We start from the raw sequence: 22,615 nt of genomic DNA on the forward strand, positions 1-22,615 counted from the left end.
ATGCGCCTGTTTAAGCAGACGCCCGAGGATTATTACAGCGCCCCCTACGCCGAGTTTCCGGCGCTCATCCGCGGCACCGTCGTCGTGGTCATGGCAATCCTCTGGGCCTTCTCCAAGCTCATGTGGCGTTGGAAGGTCGAAGACGCCGATCTGCTGTTTGAGCGCCAGGAAGGCCGCGGCAGCGTAGTCATCTGCAACCACACCTCGATGGCCGAGCTCCTGGCTGTAGAGACGGCGCTGTTCTTTGGCGGCCGCCGCATTCGCCCCATCTTTAAGTCCGAGTTCGCCAAGAGCAAGATTGTGCGCTGGGCCTTTAGCCGCGTTGGCGGCATCCCCGTGGAGCGTGGTACTGCCGATATGAAGTGCCTGCGCGCCGCCCAGCATGCGCTGCAGCGCGGTGAGGACGTCCTGATCTTCCCCGAGGGCACGCGCATCCGCTCGCGCGAGATCAAGCCCGAGGTCCACGGCGGTTTTGCGCTCATCGCTCAGATGGGCAAGGCACCTGTGAACCCGCTCGCCATCTGCGGCTGGTCCGACATCACGCCCGCGGGCAAAAAGCTCATGCGTCCCAAGAAGTGCTGGATCCGCGCCGGCAAGGCCGTCTCGCTTTCTGACGCACCGGCCGGGCTTAAGCGCACGGAGCGCCTGGCCTGGTTTGAATCCGAGGCCATGAACCGCGTCTATAAGATGCGCGACGAGCTGTGCGCCGAGCATCCGGGCAGGTTCTAGCCATGAGCGAGAACGTGACGAACACCGCTGCGACTGCGTCCGACCAAGCAACCGCGCCCACCATCGAGATCGCCGCCCACGCCGGCACTTGCTACGGCGTACAGCGTGCGCTCGATATGGCGCTGGCCGCCGCGCCGCAGGCAGGGGAATGCACTCAGGTCCATACCTTGGGTCCGCTCATCCATAACCCCATCGTGGTGCGCGAGCTCGCTGAGGCAGGCGTTGGCCTGGCCGAGAACCTGGACGACGCCGCAACCGGCACCGTGATCATCCGCGCCCACGGCGTGGTGCCACAGGTGATTGATGCTGCCCGCACGCGCGGCCTCAACGTGGTCGACGCCACCTGCCCCTACGTGAAGAAGGTCCATATGGCAGCCGAGCGCCTGGTGCACGAGGGCTACCGCGTGGTGGTCGTAGGCGAGCCGGGGCATCCCGAGGTCGAGGGCATTCTGGGTCACGCCGGCGACGATGCGCAGGTCGTGAGTTGCGCCGCTGATGCGGACGCGCTGCCGCTCAAGGGCAAGGTAGGCCTCGTCGTGCAGACCACTCAGACCGCGCAGAACCTCGCCGAGGTCGTGGCAGTCATCACCCCGCGTGTGCAGGAGCTGCGCGTGATCAACACCATCTGCGCCGCCACGAGTGAGCGTCAACAGGCAGCAGCCACACTTGCCAACCGCTGCGACTGCATGGTCGTGGTGGGCGGCAAGAACTCGGGCAACACCCGCCGCCTGGCTCAGATTTGCGCAGACGCCTGCGAGCGCACGTATCACATCGAGGAAGCTTCCGAGCTCCAGGCCGCGTGGTTTACCGACGCTCACCACATCGGCATCACCGCCGGAGCCTCCACCCCGCAAGAACACATCGAGCGCGCCGTCGAGCGCATCAAGGAGCTTTGCCTCTAACCATGGACCATACCGTACCCGCATACGCCGCCGAGGTGGCCGATTACGGGCGCAGCCGCGACCCCGAGCCGGGTGAGGGCGCGCTCGTTAAGAACGTGCGTCCCGAATCGCCCGCGTGGGATGTGGGTATCGAGCCGGGAATGCGCGTGCTCACGGTCAACGGCGAGCAGCTGACCGACATGATCGTATGGCTTTGGGAGGCCGACGATGATACCGTCGACCTCGAGGTTTTCGACCCACGCGACAACACCGTCACCTCCGTCGAGCTCGACCGCTTCCCGGGCGAGGACTGGGGCCTGGAGTTCGACGGCCCCATCTTTGACGGCATGCGCACCTGTGTGAACGCCTGCGTGTTCTGTTTTATGACCATGCTGCCCAAGGGCGGCCGCTCAACGCTCTATATTCGCGATGACGACTACCGACTGAGCTTTTTGCAGGGCAACTTTGTCACGCTCACGAACCTCACCGACGAAGATGTTGAAAACGTCATCCAACGCAACATGAGCCCCATGAACGTGTCGGTCCATGCCGTAAGCCCCGACGTCCGCCGCCGCATGATGGGCCGCAACGCCCAGCGCGGCATGGACGTACTCGAGGCCATCATGGCCGCCGGCATCGAGATCCACGCCCAGATCGTACTGTGCCCTGGCATGAACGACGGCGAAGAGCTGGAAAAGACCCTGCGCTTTTGCGAGGAGCACGAGCAAATCACAAGCCTGGGCATTGTGCCGCTCGGTTTTACCAAGCATCAGAACCGCTTTAGCTGGTCATACAGCGACAAGCCCGAACTGGCGCGCGAGACCATTGCCATGATCCGTCCCTACCAGGACCGCGCCTTCGAGCGTTTTGGCCGCCACACCTTCCAGATGAGCGACGAGTTCTATCTGGACGCCGGCATCGATCCTCCCGAGGCAGACTTTTACGACGGGTACCCGCAGTACTACGATGGCATTGGCATGATCCGCTCGTATCTGGACGAGACCGACGACGTGCTGGCTACCGACGCCGAGCGTCTGGCCCGCGCCCGCGAGGCCGTCGCCGCCCGCAACCAGCGGCTTCTGTGTCTCTCGGGCGCCAGCGCACGCGACACGGTGGCCCGCTTTGTGGAGTCGCCCCGGGGACTCGCCGGCACTGTCACGGCCATCAAGAATCGCTACTTTGGCGGCAACGTGGACGTGACCGGCCTCATCGTCGCGTGTGACATTCTGGAGCAGCTGCCCCAAGACCTGTCGGGGGTTATGCTCTTTGTGCCTAAGCTCATATTCAACGCTGACGGCATGACGCTTGACGAGTATCATCGTGACGATTTACTCGCAAGCCTTACCAGTCGCGGCGCCGAGGTTCATGTGGTGTCGACCATGCCGCATGAGCTGCTCGATACCCTGGAGCACATCCTTGGCATTGTGCCCGCGGACTCTAACATTTCCACTGACCCTACCCATTAAAGGAGTGCAGATGAAACCTATCGTCGCCGTCGTCGGACGCCCCAACGTGGGCAAGTCCACGCTCGTTAACCGCCTGGCCCAGACCTCGGACGCCATCGTCCACGAGTCCCGCGGCGTCACGCGCGACCGCTCGTACCACACGGCCGATTGGAACGGCCGCGAGTTCACCATCGTCGACACGGGCGGCATCGAACCGCTCAAGAGCGATGACGTCTTCGCCACGTCCATTCGCGACCAGGCCCTCGCCGCCGCCGAGGAAGCCGCCGTCATCCTGTTTGTGGTCGACGGCCGCACCGGCGTCACCGAGGAGGATGAGTCGGTCGCTCGCATGCTCAAGCGCTGCGACAAGCCGGTCTTTCTGCTGGTGAACAAGCTCGACAACCCTGATCGAGAGAACGACAGCATCTGGGAGTTCTATTCGCTCGGTATCGGCGAGCCCACGCCGCTCTCGGCCCTGCACGGCCACGGCACGGGCGACCTGCTCGACGACATCGTGGCCCTGCTTCCCGAGGAAGAGGACGAGGTCGCCGATGAGTTCCCCGACGCGCTGAACGTCGCCATCATCGGCCGCCCCAACGCCGGTAAGTCTTCGCTGTTCAACCGAATCCTGGGCGCCGACCGCTCCATCGTCTCGAACATCGCCGGCACCACGCGCGACGCCATCGACACAGTCGTCGAGCGCAACGGCAAGCACTACCGCATGGTCGATACCGCGGGAATCCGCAAGAAGAGCACCGTGTACGAGAACATCGAGTACTACTCCATGGTCCGCGGCCTGCGCGCCATCGACCGCGCCGACGTGGCGCTACTCGTCGTCGACGCCTCCGTGGGCGTTACCGAGCAGGACCAGAAGGTCATGGGCTTGGCCATCGAGCGCGGCTGCGCCATCGTTGTGCTGCTCAACAAGTGGGATCTGCTCGACGACGACCGTAAGCGCGAGGCCTGCATGGAGACCATCGACCGCCGTCTAGGCGTCATGGCTCCCTGGGCCCAGTACCTGCGCATTTCGGCCCTGACCGGGCGCAGCGTCGAGAAGATCTGGGCAATGGTCGACGCTGCCGAAAAGACGCGCTCGCAAAAGATCAGCACCTCGCGCCTCAACACGTTCCTCACCGACCTGCGCGAGTTCGGTCATACCGTGGTGGACGGCAAGCGCCGCCTGCGCATGCACTACGTGACCCAGACGGGCGTCAACCCGCCGACGTTCACGTTCTTCGTCAACCACAGCGACTTGGTCAACGACACCTACCAGCGCTATGTGGAGAACCGCATGCGCTCGACCTTCGACTTTGCCGGCACGCCCATTCGACTCTTCTTTAGAAAGAAGGAGCAAAAGGATGCATAATCCGATTCTGCTGACCGCCATCTGCGCCGTGGTCTCGTTCTTTATCGGAGCGATTCCGTTTGGCCTGATCTTGGGCCGCGTGTTCAACCACACGGACATTCGCAAGGCGGGCTCCGGCAACATCGGCACCACCAACGCGCTGCGCGTGGCCGGCCCCAAGGTGGCCGCGCTCACGCTGCTGCTCGACTGCCTTAAGGGCGCCATCTGCGTCCTTATCGCGCGTCCGCTCATTGCCGACTTGGGCTATGGCTTCCCCGTGAGCATTATGGCCCCCGGCGCCGCCGGCGACTGGATGCTCGGCGTCATTTGTCTGGCAGCGGTGTGGGGCCATATCTTCTCGCCCTACCTCAACTTCCATGGAGGCAAGGGTATCGCCGTGGGTCTGGGCGTTATTCTCGCCTGGTACTGGCCCATTGGCCTGTCGCTGCTGGGCATGTTTATCGTGGCCGTCGCCATCACCAAGTATGTGTCGGTGGGATCGCTTGCCGCTGCCATCGGCCTTCCCATCGCTGCTTGCGCGGTCTTTCCGTACAGCAGCCTGGGACTTAAGTTTTGCATGGCGATGATCGGCATCACCGTGGTGTGGGCCCATCGCGCGAACATCAAAAAGCTCATGACCGGTAAGGAGTCCAAGCTCTCGTTTACCAAGCGCGTCACCGAGCCCGACGATAAGTAGGAGAGAGTCATGAATGTTGCGCTAATTGGCTCTGGCTCCTGGGGAACCGCCGTCGCCGGCCTTGCCGCCGCGCGAGCCGAGCGCGTGACCATGTGGGCCCATAGCGAGCAGACGGCCGCCGGCATCAATGGCGAGCACCGCAATCCCCGGTATCTGGTGGACTACGAGCTGCCCGGCAACGTTGTCGCCACCACGGACCTGTCGCAGGCGCTCGACGGCGCCGACTCCATTATCTTTGCCGTGCCCTCCACACACCTGCGCAGCGTATGTCATCAGGCAGCACTCTTCATCGCCGCCGGCACCCCGGTGCTCTGCCTCACCAAGGGCATTGAGCCCGAGTCTGGCCTGCTCATGAGCGAGGTCATCACCAGCGAGATCGGCAACGAGTCGCGCGTGGCGGCGCTCTCGGGCCCCAACCATGCTGAGGAAATCTGCCGCGGTGGACTTTCTGCCGCCGTCATCGCCAGCGAAGATCCGCAGATAGGGGAGACCTTTAAGGACCTGCTCCTGTCCACGGCCTTCCGCATCTACCTGTCACAGGACATGACCGGCGTCGAGGTTTGCGGCGCCATGAAAAATGTCATCGCGATCGTGTGTGGCATCTCCGCCGGTACCGGTGCGGGCGACAACACGCTCGCCCTTATCATGACGCGCGGCCTGGCCGAGATCAGCCGTCTGGTGCATGCCCGCGGCGGGCAGGCTATGACCTGCATGGGACTTGCCGGCATGGGTGACCTCATCGCCACCTGCACCTCGGAGCATTCGCGCAACCGCACCTTTGGCTACGAGTTTGCCCACGGCGTGTCGCTCGACGAGTATCAGACGCGCACGCATATGGTGGTCGAGGGCGCCGTCGCCGCCCGCAGCGTGAGCGAGCTCGCCCGTTCACTGGGCGTAGACATTCCGCTCACCTTTGCCGTGGAGCAAACGCTCTACAACGGTGTTACTTTGGATAGGGCGCTCGAGATCCTTACCGACCGCGTCCCCTCTCAAGAGTTCTACGGACTCAACGACTAGCGCAGAAAGGCTTCTACCATGGGTTCCATTAAAATCGCTCCGTCCGTCCTTTCGGCCGACATGGCCAACCTCAAGGGCGAGCTCGACAAGATCGCCGGCGCCGATTACGTGCACTTTGACGTTATGGACGGCCACTTTACCGGCAACCTCACCTTTGGCGTTGACATCCTTAAGGCCGTCAAGCGCTCCACCGATGTACCGGTCGACGCGCACCTGATGGTATCGAACCCCGACGAGACGGTGGATTGGTACGCCGACGCCGGCGCCGACATGATCACCGTGCACTACGAGGCTTCCACGCACCTGCACCGCACGCTCACGCATCTGCAGCAGCGCGGCGTCAAGGCCGGCGTTGTGCTCAACCCCGCCACCCCCGTGTGCGTGCTCGAGAGCATCATCGACGTCGTCGATATGGTGCTGCTCATGAGCGTGAACCCAGGCTTTGGCGGCCAGAGCTTTATCCCGGGCACCATCGCTAAGCTCCAAGAGCTCAAGGCCATGTGCGAGCGTCACGGCGTTTCGCCCCTCATCGAGGTCGACGGTGGCATTTCTTCCAAGAACATTGCCGAGGTCGTCAAGGCCGGCGCAAATGTCCTGGTGGCCGGCTCCGCCGTATTTAAGTCCGAAGATCCCGCCGCCGAGGTTGCGCTGCTGCAGAAGCTGGGCAACGAGGCTGCACAGGAGGCATAAACCCTTATGACCGCAGGTCAAAACCGCATACCCGTGAATCTTGACTATGCCGCCTCGACGCCCATGCGCGCCGAGGCGCTCCTTGCGCAGCGCGAGTACGACGACAGCGAGCTTGCCGGCGTCAACCCCAACTCGCTGCACTCGCTTGGCCGCAAGGCCGCCGCACGCCTAGAAGTCGCTCGTCGCGAGATCGCCCGTAGCTTTGGCGCACGCGTTCGCCCGTCCGAGATCATCCTTACCAACGGCGGCACCGAGGCCAACCAGCTTGCGCTGCTCGGTCTTGCCGAGGGTGCTCGTCAGCGCGATCGCAAGCGCGATCGTGTAATCGTTTCGGCCATCGAGCACGATTCGATTCTGGACAACCTGCCGCTGCTGCGCGCCGCCGGCTTTACCGTCGACCTGGTGCAGCCCTGCCGCGCGGGCTACATCGAACCCGCCGCGCTGAGCGACTTGCTCGGCGACGACGTGGCGCTCGTGAGCATTATGGTCGCCAACAACGAGACCGGCGTGGTACAGCCCATCCGCGAGCTTGCCGCGGCCGCGCATACCGTGGGCGCCCTGTTCCACACCGATGCCATCCAGGGGTATCTGCACATTCCGCTCGATGTCACCGAGCTGGGAGTTGACGCCATGACCGTTGCCGCGCACAAGATCGGTGGCCCCGTGGCATCCGGCGCGCTCTACCTTAAGAACCGCACGCCGCTGCGCCCGCGCATCTTTGGCGGCGGACAGGAGGCCGGTCGTCGTGCCGGCACGCAGGACCTGCGCACGCAGCTGGCCTTTGCCGCTGCCGCCCGCACGCTGGCGCCCCATGTGGCCCAGGAGCGTGCGACGCTGCAAACCCTTTCCAACAAGCTCTACGCCACGCTTACGGCCCACCCGCGCATTCACGCCACCATGGGCGACTACGCGCAGGCCGATCGTCTGCCGGGCATGGTTTCGATCTACGTCGACGGCATGGACTCCGAGGAGCTCATCGTCAAGCTCGACGCCGCCGGCTTTGAGGTTTCGGCCGGCTCGGCGTGCTCGAGCGGCAGCATGGACCCGAGCCACGTGCTCAGCGCCATGGGCATTGGTCGCGAGCAGGCGCTAGGCGCACTGCGCATCTCCTTCGATGACCGCGTGGACCCGGCTGACCTGGACGACTTTGCCCAGACGCTGCTCTCGATCGTAGGTACTGCATGATCGTCGCCGAGCTTGAACGCGCGCTGCTGGCGCGCTACCCCAAGGCGGACGCCGAGGGCTGGGATCATGTAGGGCTCTCCGTGGGCGACCCTGCCGCCGAGATTGCTGGCGTGGCCTGCGCACTCGATGCGACCGAAGCTAATGTTCGCCGCGCACAAGATGCCGGTGCCAACGTGCTGCTGACGCATCACCCCGTCTATATCAAGGCGCCCGAGGCGTTTTGTCCGGCGGATGCGTCACGCCCCCAGTGCAGCGCGGCACTCTATGAGGCGGCCCGTTGCGGCGTGAGCATCATATCGCTCCACACCAACCTGGACTGCTCGCACGAAGCCCGTGTCTGCCTGAGCGAGCTGCTGGGTGCCGCACCCGTGAGCTCACTGGAGCACGTGGACGACCCCGAGGCAACCGGCCTGGGCGCGCTTGCAACGCTCAACGACCCGTGCACGCTGCGCGATCTTGCCACCCGTGCTGCCACGGCCTTCGGCAGCGACCCGCGTGTGTGGGGCGAAGCCGATCGCCCGTGCCGCACCGTCGCCATTTTGGGCGGCTCCCTGGGCGACTTTGGAGAGCTCGCCATCGCCGCGGGCGCGGACGTTGTCGTGACGGGCGAGGCGGGATACCACGTGGCGCAAGACCTTGCCTTACGCGGGCTGCCGGTGATCTTGCTCGGCCACGACCGCTCCGAGGAGCCGTTCGTTGATATATTGATGAACTCTGCAGTTGACGCCGGGGTCGACCCCCGTCATGCGATTAAAATACTGAACCCTTGCCAATGGTGGACTGTGACAAAAGGAGAGAACTTATGAGCGCCGGCGCTACGCTACTCAAGCTGCAACAGATCGATTTGGAGCTCGCCCGCAACAAGAGCGAACTTGCCAATATGCCGGAGCTCAAGGAGCTCGCTTCCAAGCGCAAGACCTATGTGAAGCTCAAGTCCGAGATGACCAAGCTCTACGCCCAGCGCAAGGATCTGGACATTGAGCTCGACGATCTCAACACCACCGAGATTCAGACCAACAACGCCATCGAGGCTGCCAAGAAGCGCCATGTCGACGGCTCCGACTACCGCGAGGTTCAGGACCTGGAGAATGAACTCGCCACCCTGGCCAAGCGTCTGGACAAGATTGAGCACACCCGCAAGGACGTCGTTGTCGCCCATAAGGAGGCGCTCGACCGCGAGGCCCGCGCGCAGGCAATCATCGCCAAGTTCGAGGAGGGCGTGAAGGCCGATACCAAGGCCGCCCGCGCCAAGGCTGCCGACCTGCAGGCTCAGATTGACGCCGCCGCTAAGGAGCGCACCGCGCTTGCTGCCACGCTGCCGGCCGACGTTCTCACCGACTACGAGCGTCTGCTCAAGCAGTTCCGTGGCCTGGCCGTCGAGACCATCCAGGGCAACATCCCCACGGTCTGCCACACCGCGCTGCAGGCATCGTCCATGAGCGACCTCAACCACGACGGTAGGTCAATTACGCACTGCCCGTACTGCCACCGCCTCCTGGTGCTCCCGAGCAAGGAAGCTTAAACGATGGCGGCACCCAACAATTCAATGCAACTTGAGGGAAATACGATCCTGCTGGGCATTACCGGCGGGATCGCCGCCTATAAGTCGTGCAATATCGTGCGCCTGCTGCAAAAGCGCGGCGCGCGCGTCAAGGTCGTTATGAGCGAGCATGCCACCGAGTTTGTGGGGCCGCTTACCTTCCGCGCACTCACCAATGAGCCGGTCGCGGTGGGCCTATTCGACGATCCCTCCGACCCCATCCACCACATTTCGCTGGCGCAGGAGCCCGATCTGGTGGTCGTGGCGCCCGCGACGGCCAATATCATCGCCAAGATGGCCAACGGCGTCGCCGATGACCTCATCTCCACCACGCTGCTTGCGACGCCGCGACCCATCGTGATCGCACCCGCTATGAACAACGGCATGTGGAAGGCGCCGGCGACGCAGGCCAACATGGCCACGCTGCGCGAGCGCGGTGTCCATGTGGTGGGTCCGGGCAGCGGCTACCTTGCCTGCGGCAACGTGGACACGGGACGCATGAGCGAGCCCGAGGTCATCGTAGAGGCTGTCTGTGAGGTGCTCAACCCCGCGCCACAGGACCTGGCGGGTAAGCGCATCGTAATTACCGCCGGTCCCACGCACGAGCCGATCGACCCCGTGCGATTCATTGGCAACCGCTCTTCGGGCAAGATGGGCATCGCCCTGGCGGGGGAGGCCGCACGCCGCGGCGCTGCGGTCACGCTCGTGTTGGGACCGACATCACTCGATGTGCCCTGCGGCGTGGAGTGCGTGCGCGTGCAGACCGCCGCAGAGATGCTCCAGGCGGCCCTGAGCGCCTTCCAGACGGCCGATGCGGCAATTTGTGCGGCCGCCGTCGCCGACTACACCCCCGCGGCCCCTGCGGACCATAAGCTCAAAAAGGCCAACGAGCGCCTGGATCGCATCGAACTGGTCGAGACGGTCGATATTTTGGCCGAGCTCTCGCGCCAGAAGGGCGAGCGATGCGTGATCGGATTTGCGGCCGAGACCGATAACGTTGTCGAGTACGCAGAGCGCAAATTGGCCCGCAAGGGGTGCGATGTAATAATCGCCAACGATGTCTCACGCACCGATTCGGGCTTTGGGACCGACACCAACAAGGCCTGGATTGTGAGCACAACGGGTACGCAAGAACTTCCCGTACTAACAAAACCCCAGCTCGCAGATACAATTTTGGACTTGCTTCAAAAATTGTAAAAAAGTTCTTGCACAAGTCTAAAGTTTCGGGTTAATATACTCCCTGTTGCGAGCGAGAGCAGAGCAACAAACAAAAGCTTCGGGACGTGGCGCAGCTTGGTAGCGCACTTGACTGGGGGTCAAGGGGTCGCTGGTTCGAATCCAGTCGTCCCGACCAGAAGTTTGCAGGTCAGGCACCTAGTGCCTGACCTTTTTTGTTTTAAGCAATTGCTTAATTTTGATTAAGCAACAAGGTGCCAAAAATCTACCTACGCGATAATCGCCTTTTGCGGCTACTTGCGCGTTTTGCACACGCTTGAGCCGATTTATTAACGCGATACGAATCTACATACGCGTAGCTGGTATACAGTCGAGTACAGGCTGTATTAATCGCGGCGATTTACACAGATATAGCGACTGTATCGAACAAGCGTGTCGCTGTATTTATTCCAGTAGTCCACTTGATTGGTGGACAAGTGGGCTGTTGCAACGAAACGCCAAGCAGGACGGGCTCTATACGAGGACGCCGCAGAGGTAATGGCGGAGGAGTGCGGCTGGCGCTCTGAGAGCCGCTGTATGACCCTATTTCTCCTCAACCCGAATACCTGTGCCACGAACCTAAACCGTTCGTACACTTGCCAAAAGAAAAGCCCGCGCAGCCTGTGCGGGCTTAACAGATGAATCTAAAGACAGAAAGATGAATTAGAAGGAGAAAGCGGGGAACACATAGGGGACGCCCGTCGCGTTGCTGTAGTCCCAGTCGCCGTTGCCAACGACAAAGCGGAAGCCCGTGGAGGCGCTCGGAGTCACAGAGCGAGTCCAGTGATGCCACCTCGACGAAGCTCCGGAGTAGTTCGACGTCGTCACGCCCTTGGACTTGTAGAACTCGTACTGGACGCCGTCGGACTGCATGTCCCCGTATACCTCGGTCGTAGAGAGCAGGAAGATCTTGTCAGTCGTGACTGAGGGGGTGCCTGCGGTGCCGCCGCCCTTATTGTCGGTCATCTTCTTGACAGACTTCACCTTGGACTGGATCTCGGCCGGCAGGAGCGACCAGAGGTCACCGCTGTTGAGACGGCTGCGAAGCTCCGACTTGTCCCAGCCACCGACGTTAGTGCCCGTGGCGTTCATTCTCTGGGCGTCCAAGACAGTGTTGGTCGCCTCAAACGTCAGGCCCGCCTTGCCGGAACCGTCGGCCAGATCATCGTGGTTGATGCCGACGATGCGGTATTCGAGCGTCTTGCCGTTCGTCAGTTTCATCGAGAACTTCGTCCCCGCGTCCATAGCGGCCTTGGCCTTGGCGTAGGCGGGAGATGCCTCGCCCTTCGCGGCGATATCCTCGGCGACGGCCTTCTGCTCATCGAGCGTCCAGTCCTTGGCGTCCTTGGCGATTGCCGCCTGGACGGTCGCCGAATCGGCTCCCGTGGAGCCGCCGCCTGGCGCACCGCCGCCCTCGGTGCCGGCGGTCGTCCCATTGTTCACCGTATTGCCGACCAGGTTGAACTGGTTTCGGATGGCCCCGGCCACGCCGGGTCCCGCGAACACGATCACCAGACCGATGATTGCGATGATCAGGACGTACTCGATGATAGATTGACCTCGGAGGCGGGTATTCCTAGGAGATACCCCCCCCCCGAAGGTCAATTGCCGCTGCATGCATATGCGACACTCCCTTCGCTCAGGGTTTGTAGATACATCGCCGAGCGTAGGGCTATTCCAAAATCCTGCTCCGGTCTTGCCGCAGCGGCAACGATGACGGTAGGGGAGAAAACCGAGTGTCTTGAATGCAGCCAATTGCCCTCTCGAAGCCCTCGCACGGCTGCACCTCGTCGATATAGAGGCGATTGTGGGTACCCCCCCTTGTACAGCCCAATGTTTGACAATCTTGCTCGAGTTCCCTGCGCCGGGTCTGGCAGCTGAACCAAAGGCATAAAACGCAAAGTATAATAACGCTCGTATGAGAAACGACGCGATTCGAACTGTCTGTTCGCCCACGAGAAAGAATCGTCCATGAGCATATTCGACAAAGGCTTCGACCCGCTGCAGGAGATTCAGAGGGCCACTAAGACTGCCGGCGAGGCGGCGACCAGGATTGCCGAGGGGGCATCTGGGATGGCAGTAGCGGCAAGCGCTGCGGTTGCAGACGCGGCGACAATGGCTGGCGCGGCGGTCGCAGGGGCGACGGGCGGCGCGAAGGCCGCCCTCGACGAAATAGAGGCCGAAAGACTTGATGCGGAGAAGGCGGAGTACGCGCCCAAGGTACAGGAAGCCCTGAGGGCGATTGAGGCGACCCGCGCACAGGAGCTACTCGGCTCATTCCAGGAGTCTCCACTTCCGTTGACGGAAGCCAATGCAGCCAAGGTGAAGTCAGCCTTCCCGATACCGAGGGAACAGACCGTCGTCTGGGCCGACGCCGAGTTCGACCTCAGGCCCAGCGGCATCGCCATGACCGAGAAGGGCGTCTACATCAAGGCGGACGCCGACGCGTTCGCCGTCCCGGGGAAGGAAAAGAGGCGGTCTCGCCTCTTCTACTTCGAGTGGGCGCACTTCGAACCAGGCTCCTTCGCCTCCGACGGTGAAAGCAACCTCGCGCTCACCGTCGATGAGGCGTGCCGGGGCCAGTTCATATCCCGCTGCCAGGCGCTCCGCGGCCTTGAGGATGACCGCGCCGCCGGCATCGACAGCGAGCTTGCCACGGTGGGCGATACGGCGGTCAAAGCCGCGGCAGTCGCGGCGGCGGCGACCATCAACAGCAACGGGGAGGTCTTCGTCGAGCAACGGGCCGCGGTCAACAACCCCGCGGGCCACGGAGAGCTTGCCGAGGAGGCGAACAGCATCATCGACAGGCTCCAGGGCCACCAGGCCGAGATTCTGGGGAGGGACAACGCGAAGAACGGCGCCGACCGAAGCGTCGACGGCGTTCTGATCCAGACCAAGTACTACAAGACGGCGCGAGGGTCCCTCGAAGCGTGCTTCGACCCGAGCAGCCATCAGTATCGCTACCTCACAGAAGACCGCACGCCGATGCAGCTCGAAGTCCCGAAAGACCAGTACCAGCAGGTGCTCCGCGGTTTCGAGAAGAAGATCAGCCAAGGCAAGGTCCCCGGCGTCAGCGACCCCAAGGACGCCGAGAAGATCGTCCGCAAAGGCAAGCTCACATACGACCAGGCGGTGAACCTCACCAAACCGGGAACGATTGAATCGGTGACCTATGACGCCGCGACCGGCGCGGTCACATGCTCCTGCGCGTTCGGCCTGTCGTTTCTGGCGACGACGTTCATGGCGTACAGGGAGACCAAGGACATCACCGGTGCCGTCCAGGCTGGCATCGCCGCCGGCGTCCAGGTGTTCGGCCTGTCCTTCGCCCAGCATATGGTCGTCTCGCAGCTCTCCAGAGCGGGGCTTTCCAACGCCTTGATGGCGCCCAGCCAGGCGTTGGTCGGCAAGCTCGGATTCAAGGCGTCCGCCACAATCGTCAACGGCCTGCGCGCCCTTACGGGCAAGACCGCCATCAGCGGGGCGGCCGCCTCCAAGCAGCTTGCGAAGATGCTAAGGGGCAACGCCGTCTCGGCGGCGGTGACTCTCGCCGTGTTCTCAGTCCCCGAGACCTACAGGCTCTTCCAGGGCAAGGCAAGTGGCGCCCAGTACGCCCAGAACATGGCATGCCTCGCCACCTCGATCGCCGGGGGAATCGCCGGCGCCGCCGCAGCAGGTGTCGCGGCGGCGAAGGTCGGCGCCGTCGCCGGCACGGCGGTGTCGCCCGGCGTGGGGACCATCGTCGGCCTCGCGGGCGGCATGGTTGGCGGAACGGTCGGCACGGCGGCCGCGGGCGTAGTCGGCGGGATACTGTTCGAGGGCGACGGCGCGTCTTTCGGGCGGTACTTCAACGCCATGGTGTCGTGCATGGCGGTCGAGTACCTGCTCGACGGACGCGAGATGGACGAGCTGCTTGCCGCCCTAGACGGCGTAAAGCCGGAAGAGTTCAAGGCGCTGATGGAGGAGACGCTCTCATCGCAGGACCAAGAGGCGAAGGTCCGGGCGTTCCTTGTCCCGTTGTTCGATGAGATCGTGTCGCGCAGAGAGCGCTTCGCGCTTCCCACCAGCAGTCAGATATCCGACGCCCTTGTCGAGTTCGAGCAGACGATGTGCGCGGACAATCACTCGGCCTCCACCGCCATGCGCACGACCTCTTCCATCGGGTAGCGGGTGCCGCCATCCCCGTCCAAGGCCTCGTTGTAGGCCTCGATGTCCGCCATGTCCTCAGCCTTCTCGAGCGCGGCCCTTCTCACGAACTCGGAAAAGGACATGCCCGCAGCGTCCGCACGGCCCTGAATCAAAGCCCTTTCGCCCTCATCGAACTTGACCGCAATCTCGTACATCGCCATGATTGTTCCCGTCAACGCCGTCATCTGATTGAGCCAATTATCCACCCACCGCGTACGCCCTGAATTCCAAATGCCAAGCAGGGGAGAAAACCGAGAACCCGAAGGCATTATCAAATCGGGCGATTACGGGAGCAAACAGGATGACGTGCTCGGAGTCCGTCCCGTTATCTGGGTCAAATTGAATTAGACACCGGCTCTCAAAACGGCTGAAACGAGAAGCCGTCCTCGATGCGCCGGGGTCGGCTTCTCGCACTGAGTTCGATACCGGTTAACGCCACGCTTTGGGAGAGATCACACCGGGCGCCCCGGAGTTGAACGCATAATTTGCAGCGCTCGGATCGATAATCCACTCCGAGCAGTCGAGGCTCAGGTTGTTGCAGTCTGAGAACATCCAATAGCATCCATATGGCTTGAAATCAGCCGTGGAGATAGGACCGAATTCGATAGATTCCAGATTATGGCAATATGCGAATGCCGATATGCGAATGCCGATACAGCGGTCACGCAATGAGATAAATCCCATGTCGATAGATCCAGGTCTCTCACATTCCCGCAGTTATAGAAAATATGCTCGATACCGGAGACCGAACTGGTATCGAGCTTCGACACATCAAACGAAATGCAATTCTTGAATTGATGGAACCAGAAGGAGATGCTGATCGGCTTAATGCCGCCGTCAACGACGGACACGCTCCGACAATCACTTGAACGGCTATACCACGGAGCGTTTGTCGCATCGTTTGAGTAGTTGTAGTCTATCGGTGTATAGCGATCCGTCTCGAATCCCGTATACAGCGCAGTCACCTTGCGGTAGTTGAACATGTCTCCTACCTTGGGCACCCCGCGCCTCTTGTAGAACATGAGGCTGTGGTCGTCCTCGGAGTAGACCGCGAACGCCGTGCCGTTCTCAGGGTCGGGGATGTCCTCCGGCTCGTAGAAGTTCTCGCCCGTCGTGCCAGACCCGATGGCGCCCGCCACCGTGTTGAACTGGTTTCTGATGGCAGACGAGACCCACGGCCCCGCGATCAAGATAACCAAGACTATAATCGCGATGATCAGGACGTACTCTACTGTCGACTGCCCCTTCGGACGGCGGGTAAATCTCGGAGATACCCCCCCCCCCGAAAGGAATTTCCGCTGCGTTCATGTGCGGCTCCTCTCGGATTGGATTGGCTGACGCCGTAGAGGATAGACATGACCTCGCCAGCTAACCAGACAATGCCGCTGCGGCAATCACACTAAGAGGGCAAGGCGTTCGGAGTGACGTCCCGTTTCAAAACGTATGCGTTTCACCATGAGAGAGGGATCTGTCATGAGCTGGAAACCGAGAAAATGCGTTATCGCCTTACTGACTTTGGCGACTCTGACGTGTTTCGCCGCCTTAATCGCCGTCAATATCAAACCGCAACACGATGCTTATCCCTCATCTTTGTCCATTAAAATGGGCCAAGATTTCAGCCTCGGCCGAAACGTCAATTATTTTGACAAGCTAAAACCTAATGAGGAAAACATCTTGATGTTCTGGGCATCGTGGTGTTCGCACTGTGAATCTCTCATAGAGGATATGCAACAACTTGATAATTTCGCAGCCTTAAGGAAGAACCTTTTCACTGTTTCCGAGGACGCACAATTAAAGAAGCCTCGGTCCATGAAGGAGACTTTCCCATATACATAGATTAAGATAAGACCGTGTATGACCAATATGAACTTGAGCATCTTCCGTCCGTATTCATACTGGATGATCAAGGAAACATCATCGGCTTATCCGAAGGAGAGGAAGAACCTCTTGCCTTATTAAAGAAATACGCCGAATACAACGGATAGAAAGCTGAAGGAGGCGACATCGAGTAACTATCAAAGGCCAGATTAAGGAGCCCGCCATGAAGAAATGCCTACCCTCCATCGTCTCAGCAACTCTTTGCCTCTCCCTTGTCATGACACCATTTGTGCCCGTTGCGGCAGCCCATGCCGACGAGGGATCTCCCGCCGAGAGCAGCGATATCTACGTCGGAGTCAACTACGACGAAAATTACGATATATCCCTTTTTTGAGCGCGGGCGCTGCACGGATTCATATTCCAAGGCGTGGTGCGATTCTCACGGATCTGCAAATAACCGCCCCGTCCCTCACAAGGTCAAGTTGAACGCGAAGGAGGAGGCTTGCCTGCGCGATCCCTACCTTGCTGGCACCGCTGAAGTTATCGCCGGTCTCGTGACAACCGGTCCTAGCGGCGGCTTTTTTGCAACCGCAATGACATCGTACCGACTTTTCACTTGCATGTTCTGAAAGGAAGTTGCCATGTTGTCGCAAAACCAATCGAGATACTTGACCACAATCGGCTTTGCCCTGCTTGCATTACTCTTTGCTAGCGACCTTTTGCTGAAACCGCCCAAGGAACTCGTTTCGCTTGCCATAGCCTGCATTTCCGCCCTTTACTTTACGGCAACCCTATTCGTCGGACTAAAGGAGAGGAAAAAAGGCGCAGTCGTTGCGTCCGCCGTAGGCGTGATCACAGCCATTGCCTCATTCTTTATCTGACACATTGGTGATCTAGGGGCGATATCGTAGGAATACGACCGGGAGAGCCGGGACCAGATTGCCCGGGTTGCCCGGTCGGCTCGCGCGACGGCGCGGCGGTTCGACAGAAAGCTCTCCGGACTTCACGCCGTTTCTGATCGCATTGTAGACAGCCATCTCGTCTTCGCAGTCGGCGAGCACGCGGTGTGCGTCGTCGTTTTGGATGTACAGTAAATCTCGAAGGTCCTCCATGCACCAGCGTCCGAGATTTGGCCATGCGCGTCGCGCGAGCTGATAAGTGTCGATTGCGATGTTGTAGTTAAAGTCGAGACCAAAGCCGTCCCAGGCAGAACGGCATTGTTTCCTTGATTATCAACTTCATCCGGACACTTCCCGCATTCATCCGTGTGTGTACGGATGAATGCGGGAATCCGATACCCTGAGGGCCGGATCGGCCGAGCCACTGGGCACAAGCGGGACACGGTCCAGAGGATGCCGGGGCGCGGGGTCCCGTGCGGGGAGATCACGAGGGAGCCGGGCAGGTCGCCCTCGACGATGAGCGCAGAGATACCGTCGCGCCCACCCATGAAAAGAGGGTTCCCTCGCAGGCGCCGCATCCGCACGCCCCCGCAAAGAAACCCTCGCACTCGCATCTCTACCTGCGAACCCGTATGCAGCCTCGCGCGTGTGTTCCGCAGTTGCTAGTCGCGGTAGAACGACCCCATGTAGCGGATGTACTCGTCCTCGGTGTGGTTTGCCTTCCAGTCGTGGACGGAGTCCTTGTTGCGCTGGCCGGCGATGACGGAGAGCTCCTTACCCAGCTTCTCAAAGGCCTCGTCAACGCACTCCTCGGGGGTGAGGGCGATCTTCATGACGGCCTCGCCCTGCGGGCCGCCGGGGAGGTTGGACAGCAGGCTGGGGGTTAGGGTGGTGCCGAGGGTGATGACCTCGACGTCGACGCCGGTGCCCTCGCACTCGCAGGCCACGGCCTCGGTCATCTTGAGGATGAAGGCCTTGCCCGCGCCGTACTGGCCGTTCCAGGGGCTGGAGCTGATGCCGGTCATCGACGAGACGTTGATCACGGCGCCGCGGTCCTGGGCGGCAAAGATCCGCATGTAGTGGTGGAAGCACTTGAGGAAGGTCACGACGTTGACGTTGATCATGGCCTCGTGCTTCTCCCAGGGGGTGTCCTGGATCTTACCGAAGCTGTGCAGGCAGGCCACGTAGCTCATGAAGCCCATGTCCAGGCCCTCGGTCGCGGCGAAGACGGTCTCGGCAGCGCCGGGCTGGCTAAAGTCGGCGCGCACGACCTTGGTCTCCACGCCGTAGGTCTCGCGGATCTCGCCTGCGAGCACGTTCAGCTTCTCCTCGCGACGGCCGACCATGACGACGTTCATGCCGCCGGCGGCGATCTTCTCGCAGAACGCCTTGCCGACGCCCTCGGTCGCGCCCAGGATCAGGCCCCACTCACCGTACTTCTCCCTCAGGTTCATGCTGCATCCTCTCTCTCGATGCCCATGCGGGCACATCTCCTTTAGCGTGCGACCGCACAGCCGCACACGGTGCACCATTATGCGCTGAACAAGAGGGGAGCGTGTTCACGACTTTGCGAACGAGCCCGTAACAACGATGAACGGTGTCGGTCTATCACCGCGAAGAAACCCTTGCGGCATCGAGAGAGGAGGTGCTGGCAGGTGGAACCAAAAGGTGAACGCCGCCCTGGCGTGAGCGGCGTTCGGTGTGGTTTTACTCACCTTGCTAGCTGTTCACCAGGAGGGTATTGCGACCTCCGGTCGCCTTTGCTGTATCCCCTTGTGTGCCCATGTACAAAGGGATGCATCGCTATTCTGCGCCGGTGCTCGACGTCACCGCTTCGGTGGGCTCGGCAAATACGTTTCTCGCAATGTTCATGGTCGGCGTGATGCTCGATGTGCACATCGATGCCGAAGACCTGGGACCTCATGCGCCTCATCGACTACGTTGCGGCGCGCGGCGCGTGGAGTCTGCGCGAACTCGGCTGCGTCGGCTTTTCCGGCGGTGGCATGCAGACGCTCTACCTCGCTGCGCTCGACGAGCGCGTGCGCTGGGCGCTCATCAGCGGCTACCTCTACGGCGTGCGCGACGCGCTGCTCACCCTCAACAATAACTGTAGCTGCAACTACCAACATAGCCCTCGCGGCTACTTCCTGTGAGAGTTTTTTGTTAAAGCAACGGCGCGAGAGTCCTCGTGGCACCCAGCAGCATCCTCCATATGTCTGGACTCTCTATGGCTGCGCTGGATAGACATCGCCGGAACGGGTATAGTATCGAAAGTTTTGTCGTTAACCAGCGGGGGAGTCCTGTGGGCATCAAAAAGAAGATCAAAAAGGAGCTTATCGGCACTTCCGATTACCCGTCGAATAAGATCTTTACGATCTCCAATTTCATCACCTTTACGCGCCTGATCCTCACCCTGGTATTTCTGTACCTGTTTGTGACGGATAACAACCGTGTCATCGCCATCGTTATCTACGCCGTTGCCGCCTCCACCGACTGGATGGACGGTCAGATCGCCCGCATGACTAAGACGGTCTCGTGGCTCGGCAAGGTCATGGATCCCATTTGCGACCGTGCGCTGCTGTTCACCGGCGTACTTGGACTGGTGGTCCGCGGAGAGCTGCCCATCTGGGTCTGCGTACTCATTATTGGCCGCGACATCTATCTGGGCATCGGCACGCTTATCGTGCGTCATTATCACCGTCGCCCCATCGATGTGGTCTTTCCCGGAAAGATTGCCACGGCGCTGCTCATGACCGGCTTCTCACTCATGCTGCTCGGTTTCCCCGTTATTGACGGCCTGCACCTTTTATCTTCAACCCTTACGGCCTTCCCGGGCCTCAACGGAAGCTCGGTGCCCCTCGGCATCTTCTTTGTGTACGGCGGCGTGATCTTCTCCATGCTCACGGCTGTCATCTACTCCATTAAGGGCGGAGTGGCCATTAAACAGGCTCTCGCGCATCCCGAGGACGAGGACATCGACTTTCTGAACCCTGAAATCGAAGACTGATTCGTTGGGGTATGATTACGTACGGTTCATTATTTGCGGCACGTCCGCGATAAGTTAGGGGTTGTCATGGACAACATGGTTAACAATATGCCTCAGAATGATAAGACTGCTGACGCTACCTGCGTATTCCGCGTGCCTTCAAGCGACGTCACCGTTCCCGACCTCATGGCCAACGTGCGCATCACCGCCCCCGTCCTGTCCATCGTCAAGGGTCCGCAGACTGGTGCCGCCTTTGAGCTCGAGGACGACGTGACCACCATCGGCCGCGATCCCGCGAACGGCATCTTCCTTAATGACATGACCGTTTCGCGCAGCCACGCGCGCATTATTCGCGAGGGCCTCGGCGCTCGCATCGAGGACCTGGGCTCGCTCAATGGTACCTGGGTCGACGGTGCCATTGTCAATGCAGCCCCGCTGCACGACGGTTCTTCCGTTCAGATCGGTACGTTTACGCTCATCTACCACGAGAGCACGCCGGAGCGCATCGAAACCGGTGAGTAGGGCATGGCCGAACGCAACTATCTGAGTATCGGCCAAGTCGTCAACCTACTTCGAGGCGCATACCCCGATCTTTCGAACTCAAAAATTAGATTTCTAGAGGATGAGGGGCTCATTACCCCTCATCGTACGCCTAAGGGATACCGTCAGTACTCTAAGGAGGACGTTGATCGTCTGGAGGTCATCCTGCACTTGCAGAAGACCCGCTACATGCCGCTCAACGTGATTAAGCAGCGCTTGGAAAACGCCACGGACCTGTCAACGCTCGCCTACGAGGTGGGCTTGCTATCCGATGTTCCGCTCAAGACGGAGCCCAAGGAGACTAAGCAAAAGCTGCATCCCATCGAGACCATTCCCGATATGTTGGGCGTCGAGATTTCGTTTATCCGCTCGCTCGCCGAGAACGACCTCATTCGCATCATCAAGAGTCCGCAGAATCGCGAGCTTGTCGATGGCCGCGATTTTCCGATCATCCGCTACTGCTCCGAGCTGTCACGCTTCCATATCGAGCCCCGCAACCTGCGTCAGTACGTGTCTTCCGCCAACCGCGAGTCCTCGATGTTTGAGCAGGTGCTCGTGAGCATGCTCGGCATGGATACCTCCGATGACGAGCGCGACGCCAAGCTCGAGCGTGCATTTAAGAAGCTTCACGACCTGACGGAGGGCGTGCACACCGCGCTGCTCAAGAACCGCGTTTTTGAATCGCTCAACGCCGTGGTTGAAGACGCCGACATCGATGCACTCGATGAGGAAATCACTCGCTCCGAGTCCACCAAGGCCAAAAACGAAGAGATAGCCGCGCCGGCTTCGCACGAGGATTCTCTCGTCAAGCCGCTCAAGGTCGTCGCCCCTTCGCAATCCGGCACCGCCAACGCGGCCAAATAACCGCTGCCGCTTATCCGGCAACCCATTGAAAGGTCCTGAAATGTACGACTTCGAATCTCAAATCGTCGACATCCCCGACTATCCCGAGCCCGGAGTCATCTTTAAAGACATCACGCCGCTCTTTGGCAATCCCGAGGCACTCAAAGCCATGACCGATGCCCTCGCCGAGCACTTTGCCGGCATGGGAATCACCAAGGTCGTGGGTCCCGAGGCTCGCGGCTTTATGGTTGGCGTACCGGTGGCTGTAGCCCTTGGCGCCGGCTTTGTTCCCGCACGTAAACCTGGCAAGCTACCGCGCGAGACCGTAAGTCAGAGCTACGAGCTCGAGTACGGCACCGATTCAATTGAAATCCATGCCGACGCTATCAGCTCTAAAGATACCGTGTTGATTCTGGACGACTTGGTCGCGACGGGCGGAACCGTCGAGGCAACAGGTAAACTGGTGCGTGATATGGGCGCAAAGCTTGTCGGTTACGGTTGTATCCTTGAGCTTGCGTTTCTCAACCCGCGCGAGAAGCTCACGCCGTCTGATGACGATGTGGAGCTCTTTAGCCTGGTGACGGTGGACTAGCCGTTACC

The 22,615-nt window shown here is 60.9% G+C and carries 22 protein-coding genes and 1 tRNA gene; 19 read left to right on the top strand and 4 right to left on the bottom strand.

Going from position 1 to position 22,615, the window contains the following annotated elements:
- The 12 genes from GXM19_RS02760 (at window position 1) to GXM19_RS02815 (ending at window position 10,883) form a co-directional block, all read left to right on the top strand.
- The gene (locus GXM19_RS02760) at window positions 1–729 is read left to right on the top strand and encodes a lysophospholipid acyltransferase family protein (RefSeq protein ID WP_006236033.1); all 729 of its coding nucleotides are present in this window, start codon (window positions 1–3) and stop codon (window positions 727–729) included.
- A gap of 2 nt (window positions 730–731) precedes the next feature.
- Window positions 732–1,631 (top strand): 4-hydroxy-3-methylbut-2-enyl diphosphate reductase, encoded by a 900-nt coding sequence (locus GXM19_RS02765; RefSeq protein WP_006236031.1) that lies wholly within the window; start codon window positions 732–734, stop codon window positions 1,629–1,631.
- Between the two features lie 2 nt (window positions 1,632–1,633).
- A complete protein-coding gene (locus GXM19_RS02770) occupies window positions 1,634–3,076 on the top strand; it encodes a DUF512 domain-containing protein (protein WP_006236030.1) in 1,443 nt (480 codons plus the stop codon).
- A gap of 10 nt (window positions 3,077–3,086) precedes the next feature.
- Window positions 3,087–4,421 (top strand): ribosome biogenesis GTPase Der, encoded by a 1,335-nt coding sequence (gene der, locus GXM19_RS02775; protein ID WP_006236029.1) that lies wholly within the window; start codon window positions 3,087–3,089, stop codon window positions 4,419–4,421.
- Complete coding sequence (gene plsY / locus GXM19_RS02780) at window positions 4,414–5,097, top strand: glycerol-3-phosphate 1-O-acyltransferase PlsY (RefSeq protein ID WP_006236028.1); 684 nt, start codon at window positions 4,414–4,416, stop codon at window positions 5,095–5,097. Before der ends, plsY begins: the two co-directional genes overlap by 8 nt.
- 9 nt (window positions 5,098–5,106) lie before the next feature.
- Complete coding sequence (locus GXM19_RS02785) at window positions 5,107–6,114, top strand: NAD(P)H-dependent glycerol-3-phosphate dehydrogenase (RefSeq protein WP_006236027.1); 1,008 nt, start codon at window positions 5,107–5,109, stop codon at window positions 6,112–6,114.
- An 18-nt stretch (window positions 6,115–6,132) separates the two neighbouring features.
- Window positions 6,133–6,804 carry a ribulose-phosphate 3-epimerase gene (rpe, locus tag GXM19_RS02790; protein ID WP_006236026.1) on the top strand — a complete coding sequence of 224 codons (672 nt, stop codon included), beginning with the start codon at window positions 6,133–6,135 and terminating at the stop codon, window positions 6,802–6,804.
- Window positions 6,805–6,810: 6 nt separating this feature from the next.
- The gene (locus tag GXM19_RS02795; RefSeq protein WP_115596188.1) at window positions 6,811–7,989 is read left to right on the top strand and encodes a cysteine desulfurase family protein; all 1,179 of its coding nucleotides are present in this window, start codon (window positions 6,811–6,813) and stop codon (window positions 7,987–7,989) included.
- Complete coding sequence (locus tag GXM19_RS02800; RefSeq protein WP_006236022.1) at window positions 7,986–8,795, top strand: Nif3-like dinuclear metal center hexameric protein; 810 nt, start codon at window positions 7,986–7,988, stop codon at window positions 8,793–8,795. Before GXM19_RS02795 ends, GXM19_RS02800 begins: the two co-directional genes overlap by 4 nt.
- Window positions 8,792–9,511, top strand: a complete 720-nt coding sequence (locus GXM19_RS02805) for a zinc ribbon domain-containing protein (RefSeq protein WP_006236021.1) — start codon at window positions 8,792–8,794, stop codon at window positions 9,509–9,511. The genes GXM19_RS02800 and GXM19_RS02805 overlap by 4 nt, the downstream gene beginning before the upstream one ends.
- Window positions 9,512–9,514: 3 nt before the next feature.
- Window positions 9,515–10,726, top strand: coding sequence for a bifunctional phosphopantothenoylcysteine decarboxylase/phosphopantothenate--cysteine ligase CoaBC (gene coaBC, locus GXM19_RS02810; RefSeq protein ID WP_239057643.1), 1,212 nt, complete (start codon window positions 9,515–9,517; stop codon window positions 10,724–10,726).
- 80 nt (window positions 10,727–10,806) lie between these two features.
- Window positions 10,807–10,883, top strand: a tRNA-Pro gene (locus GXM19_RS02815).
- 524 nt (window positions 10,884–11,407) lie between these two features.
- Here GXM19_RS02815 and GXM19_RS02820 read toward each other — a convergent pair.
- Window positions 11,408–12,232, bottom strand: coding sequence for a DUF6273 domain-containing protein (locus GXM19_RS02820; protein WP_147293046.1), 825 nt, complete (start codon window positions 12,230–12,232; stop codon window positions 11,408–11,410).
- Between the two features lie 483 nt (window positions 12,233–12,715).
- Between GXM19_RS02820 and GXM19_RS02825 the strand changes: the two genes are divergently transcribed.
- Window positions 12,716–14,908 (top strand): hypothetical protein, encoded by a 2,193-nt coding sequence (locus GXM19_RS02825; protein ID WP_006236017.1) that lies wholly within the window; start codon window positions 12,716–12,718, stop codon window positions 14,906–14,908.
- Here the strand turns inward: GXM19_RS02825 and relB are convergent.
- On the bottom strand, window positions 14,863–15,135 hold the full coding sequence (relB, locus tag GXM19_RS02830) for a type II toxin-antitoxin system RelB family antitoxin (RefSeq protein WP_239057644.1): 273 nt from the start codon (window positions 15,133–15,135) through the stop codon (window positions 14,863–14,865). The two genes, GXM19_RS02825 and relB, sit on opposite strands and share 46 nt — an antisense overlap.
- 321 nt (window positions 15,136–15,456) lie before the next feature.
- Window positions 15,457–16,128, bottom strand: a complete 672-nt coding sequence (locus GXM19_RS02835; protein WP_006236013.1) for a BspA family leucine-rich repeat surface protein — start codon at window positions 16,126–16,128, stop codon at window positions 15,457–15,459.
- Window positions 16,129–17,388: 1,260 nt separating this feature from the next.
- On the opposite strand from GXM19_RS02835, the gene GXM19_RS02840 reads away from it, so the two are divergent.
- Window positions 17,389–17,628, top strand: coding sequence for a hypothetical protein (locus tag GXM19_RS02840; RefSeq protein ID WP_006236008.1), 240 nt, complete (start codon window positions 17,389–17,391; stop codon window positions 17,626–17,628).
- Window positions 17,629–18,308: 680 nt separating this feature from the next.
- Here the strand turns inward: GXM19_RS02840 and GXM19_RS02845 are convergent.
- A complete protein-coding gene (locus GXM19_RS02845) occupies window positions 18,309–19,100 on the bottom strand; it encodes a 7beta-hydroxysteroid dehydrogenase (RefSeq protein WP_006236005.1) in 792 nt (263 codons plus the stop codon).
- Window positions 19,101–19,547: 447 nt separating this feature from the next.
- Here GXM19_RS02845 and GXM19_RS02855 point away from each other — a divergent pair, with 447 nt between their 5' ends.
- The 5 genes from GXM19_RS02855 to GXM19_RS02875 all read left to right on the top strand — a co-directional run bounded on the left by GXM19_RS02855 (window position 19,548) and on the right by GXM19_RS02875 (window position 22,607).
- Window positions 19,548–19,799 carry a dienelactone hydrolase family protein gene (locus tag GXM19_RS02855; RefSeq protein WP_006236004.1) on the top strand — a complete coding sequence of 84 codons (252 nt, stop codon included), beginning with the start codon at window positions 19,548–19,550 and terminating at the stop codon, window positions 19,797–19,799.
- A 149-nt stretch (window positions 19,800–19,948) separates the two neighbouring features.
- Complete coding sequence (locus tag GXM19_RS02860; RefSeq protein ID WP_040359866.1) at window positions 19,949–20,653, top strand: CDP-alcohol phosphatidyltransferase family protein; 705 nt, start codon at window positions 19,949–19,951, stop codon at window positions 20,651–20,653.
- Window positions 20,654–20,719: 66 nt separating this feature from the next.
- Window positions 20,720–21,154 carry an FHA domain-containing protein gene (locus GXM19_RS02865; RefSeq protein ID WP_006236002.1) on the top strand — a complete coding sequence of 145 codons (435 nt, stop codon included), beginning with the start codon at window positions 20,720–20,722 and terminating at the stop codon, window positions 21,152–21,154.
- 3 nt (window positions 21,155–21,157) lie between these two features.
- On the top strand, window positions 21,158–22,036 hold the full coding sequence (gene ftsR, locus GXM19_RS02870) for a transcriptional regulator FtsR (protein ID WP_006236000.1): 879 nt from the start codon (window positions 21,158–21,160) through the stop codon (window positions 22,034–22,036).
- 40 nt (window positions 22,037–22,076) lie between these two features.
- Window positions 22,077–22,607, top strand: a complete 531-nt coding sequence (locus GXM19_RS02875; RefSeq protein WP_006235999.1) for an adenine phosphoribosyltransferase — start codon at window positions 22,077–22,079, stop codon at window positions 22,605–22,607.
- Window positions 22,608–22,615 lie beyond the last annotated feature (8 nt).

This window comes from Collinsella aerofaciens ATCC 25986 (assembly GCF_010509075.1).
Taxonomy (GTDB): domain Bacteria; phylum Actinomycetota; class Coriobacteriia; order Coriobacteriales; family Coriobacteriaceae; genus Collinsella; species Collinsella aerofaciens.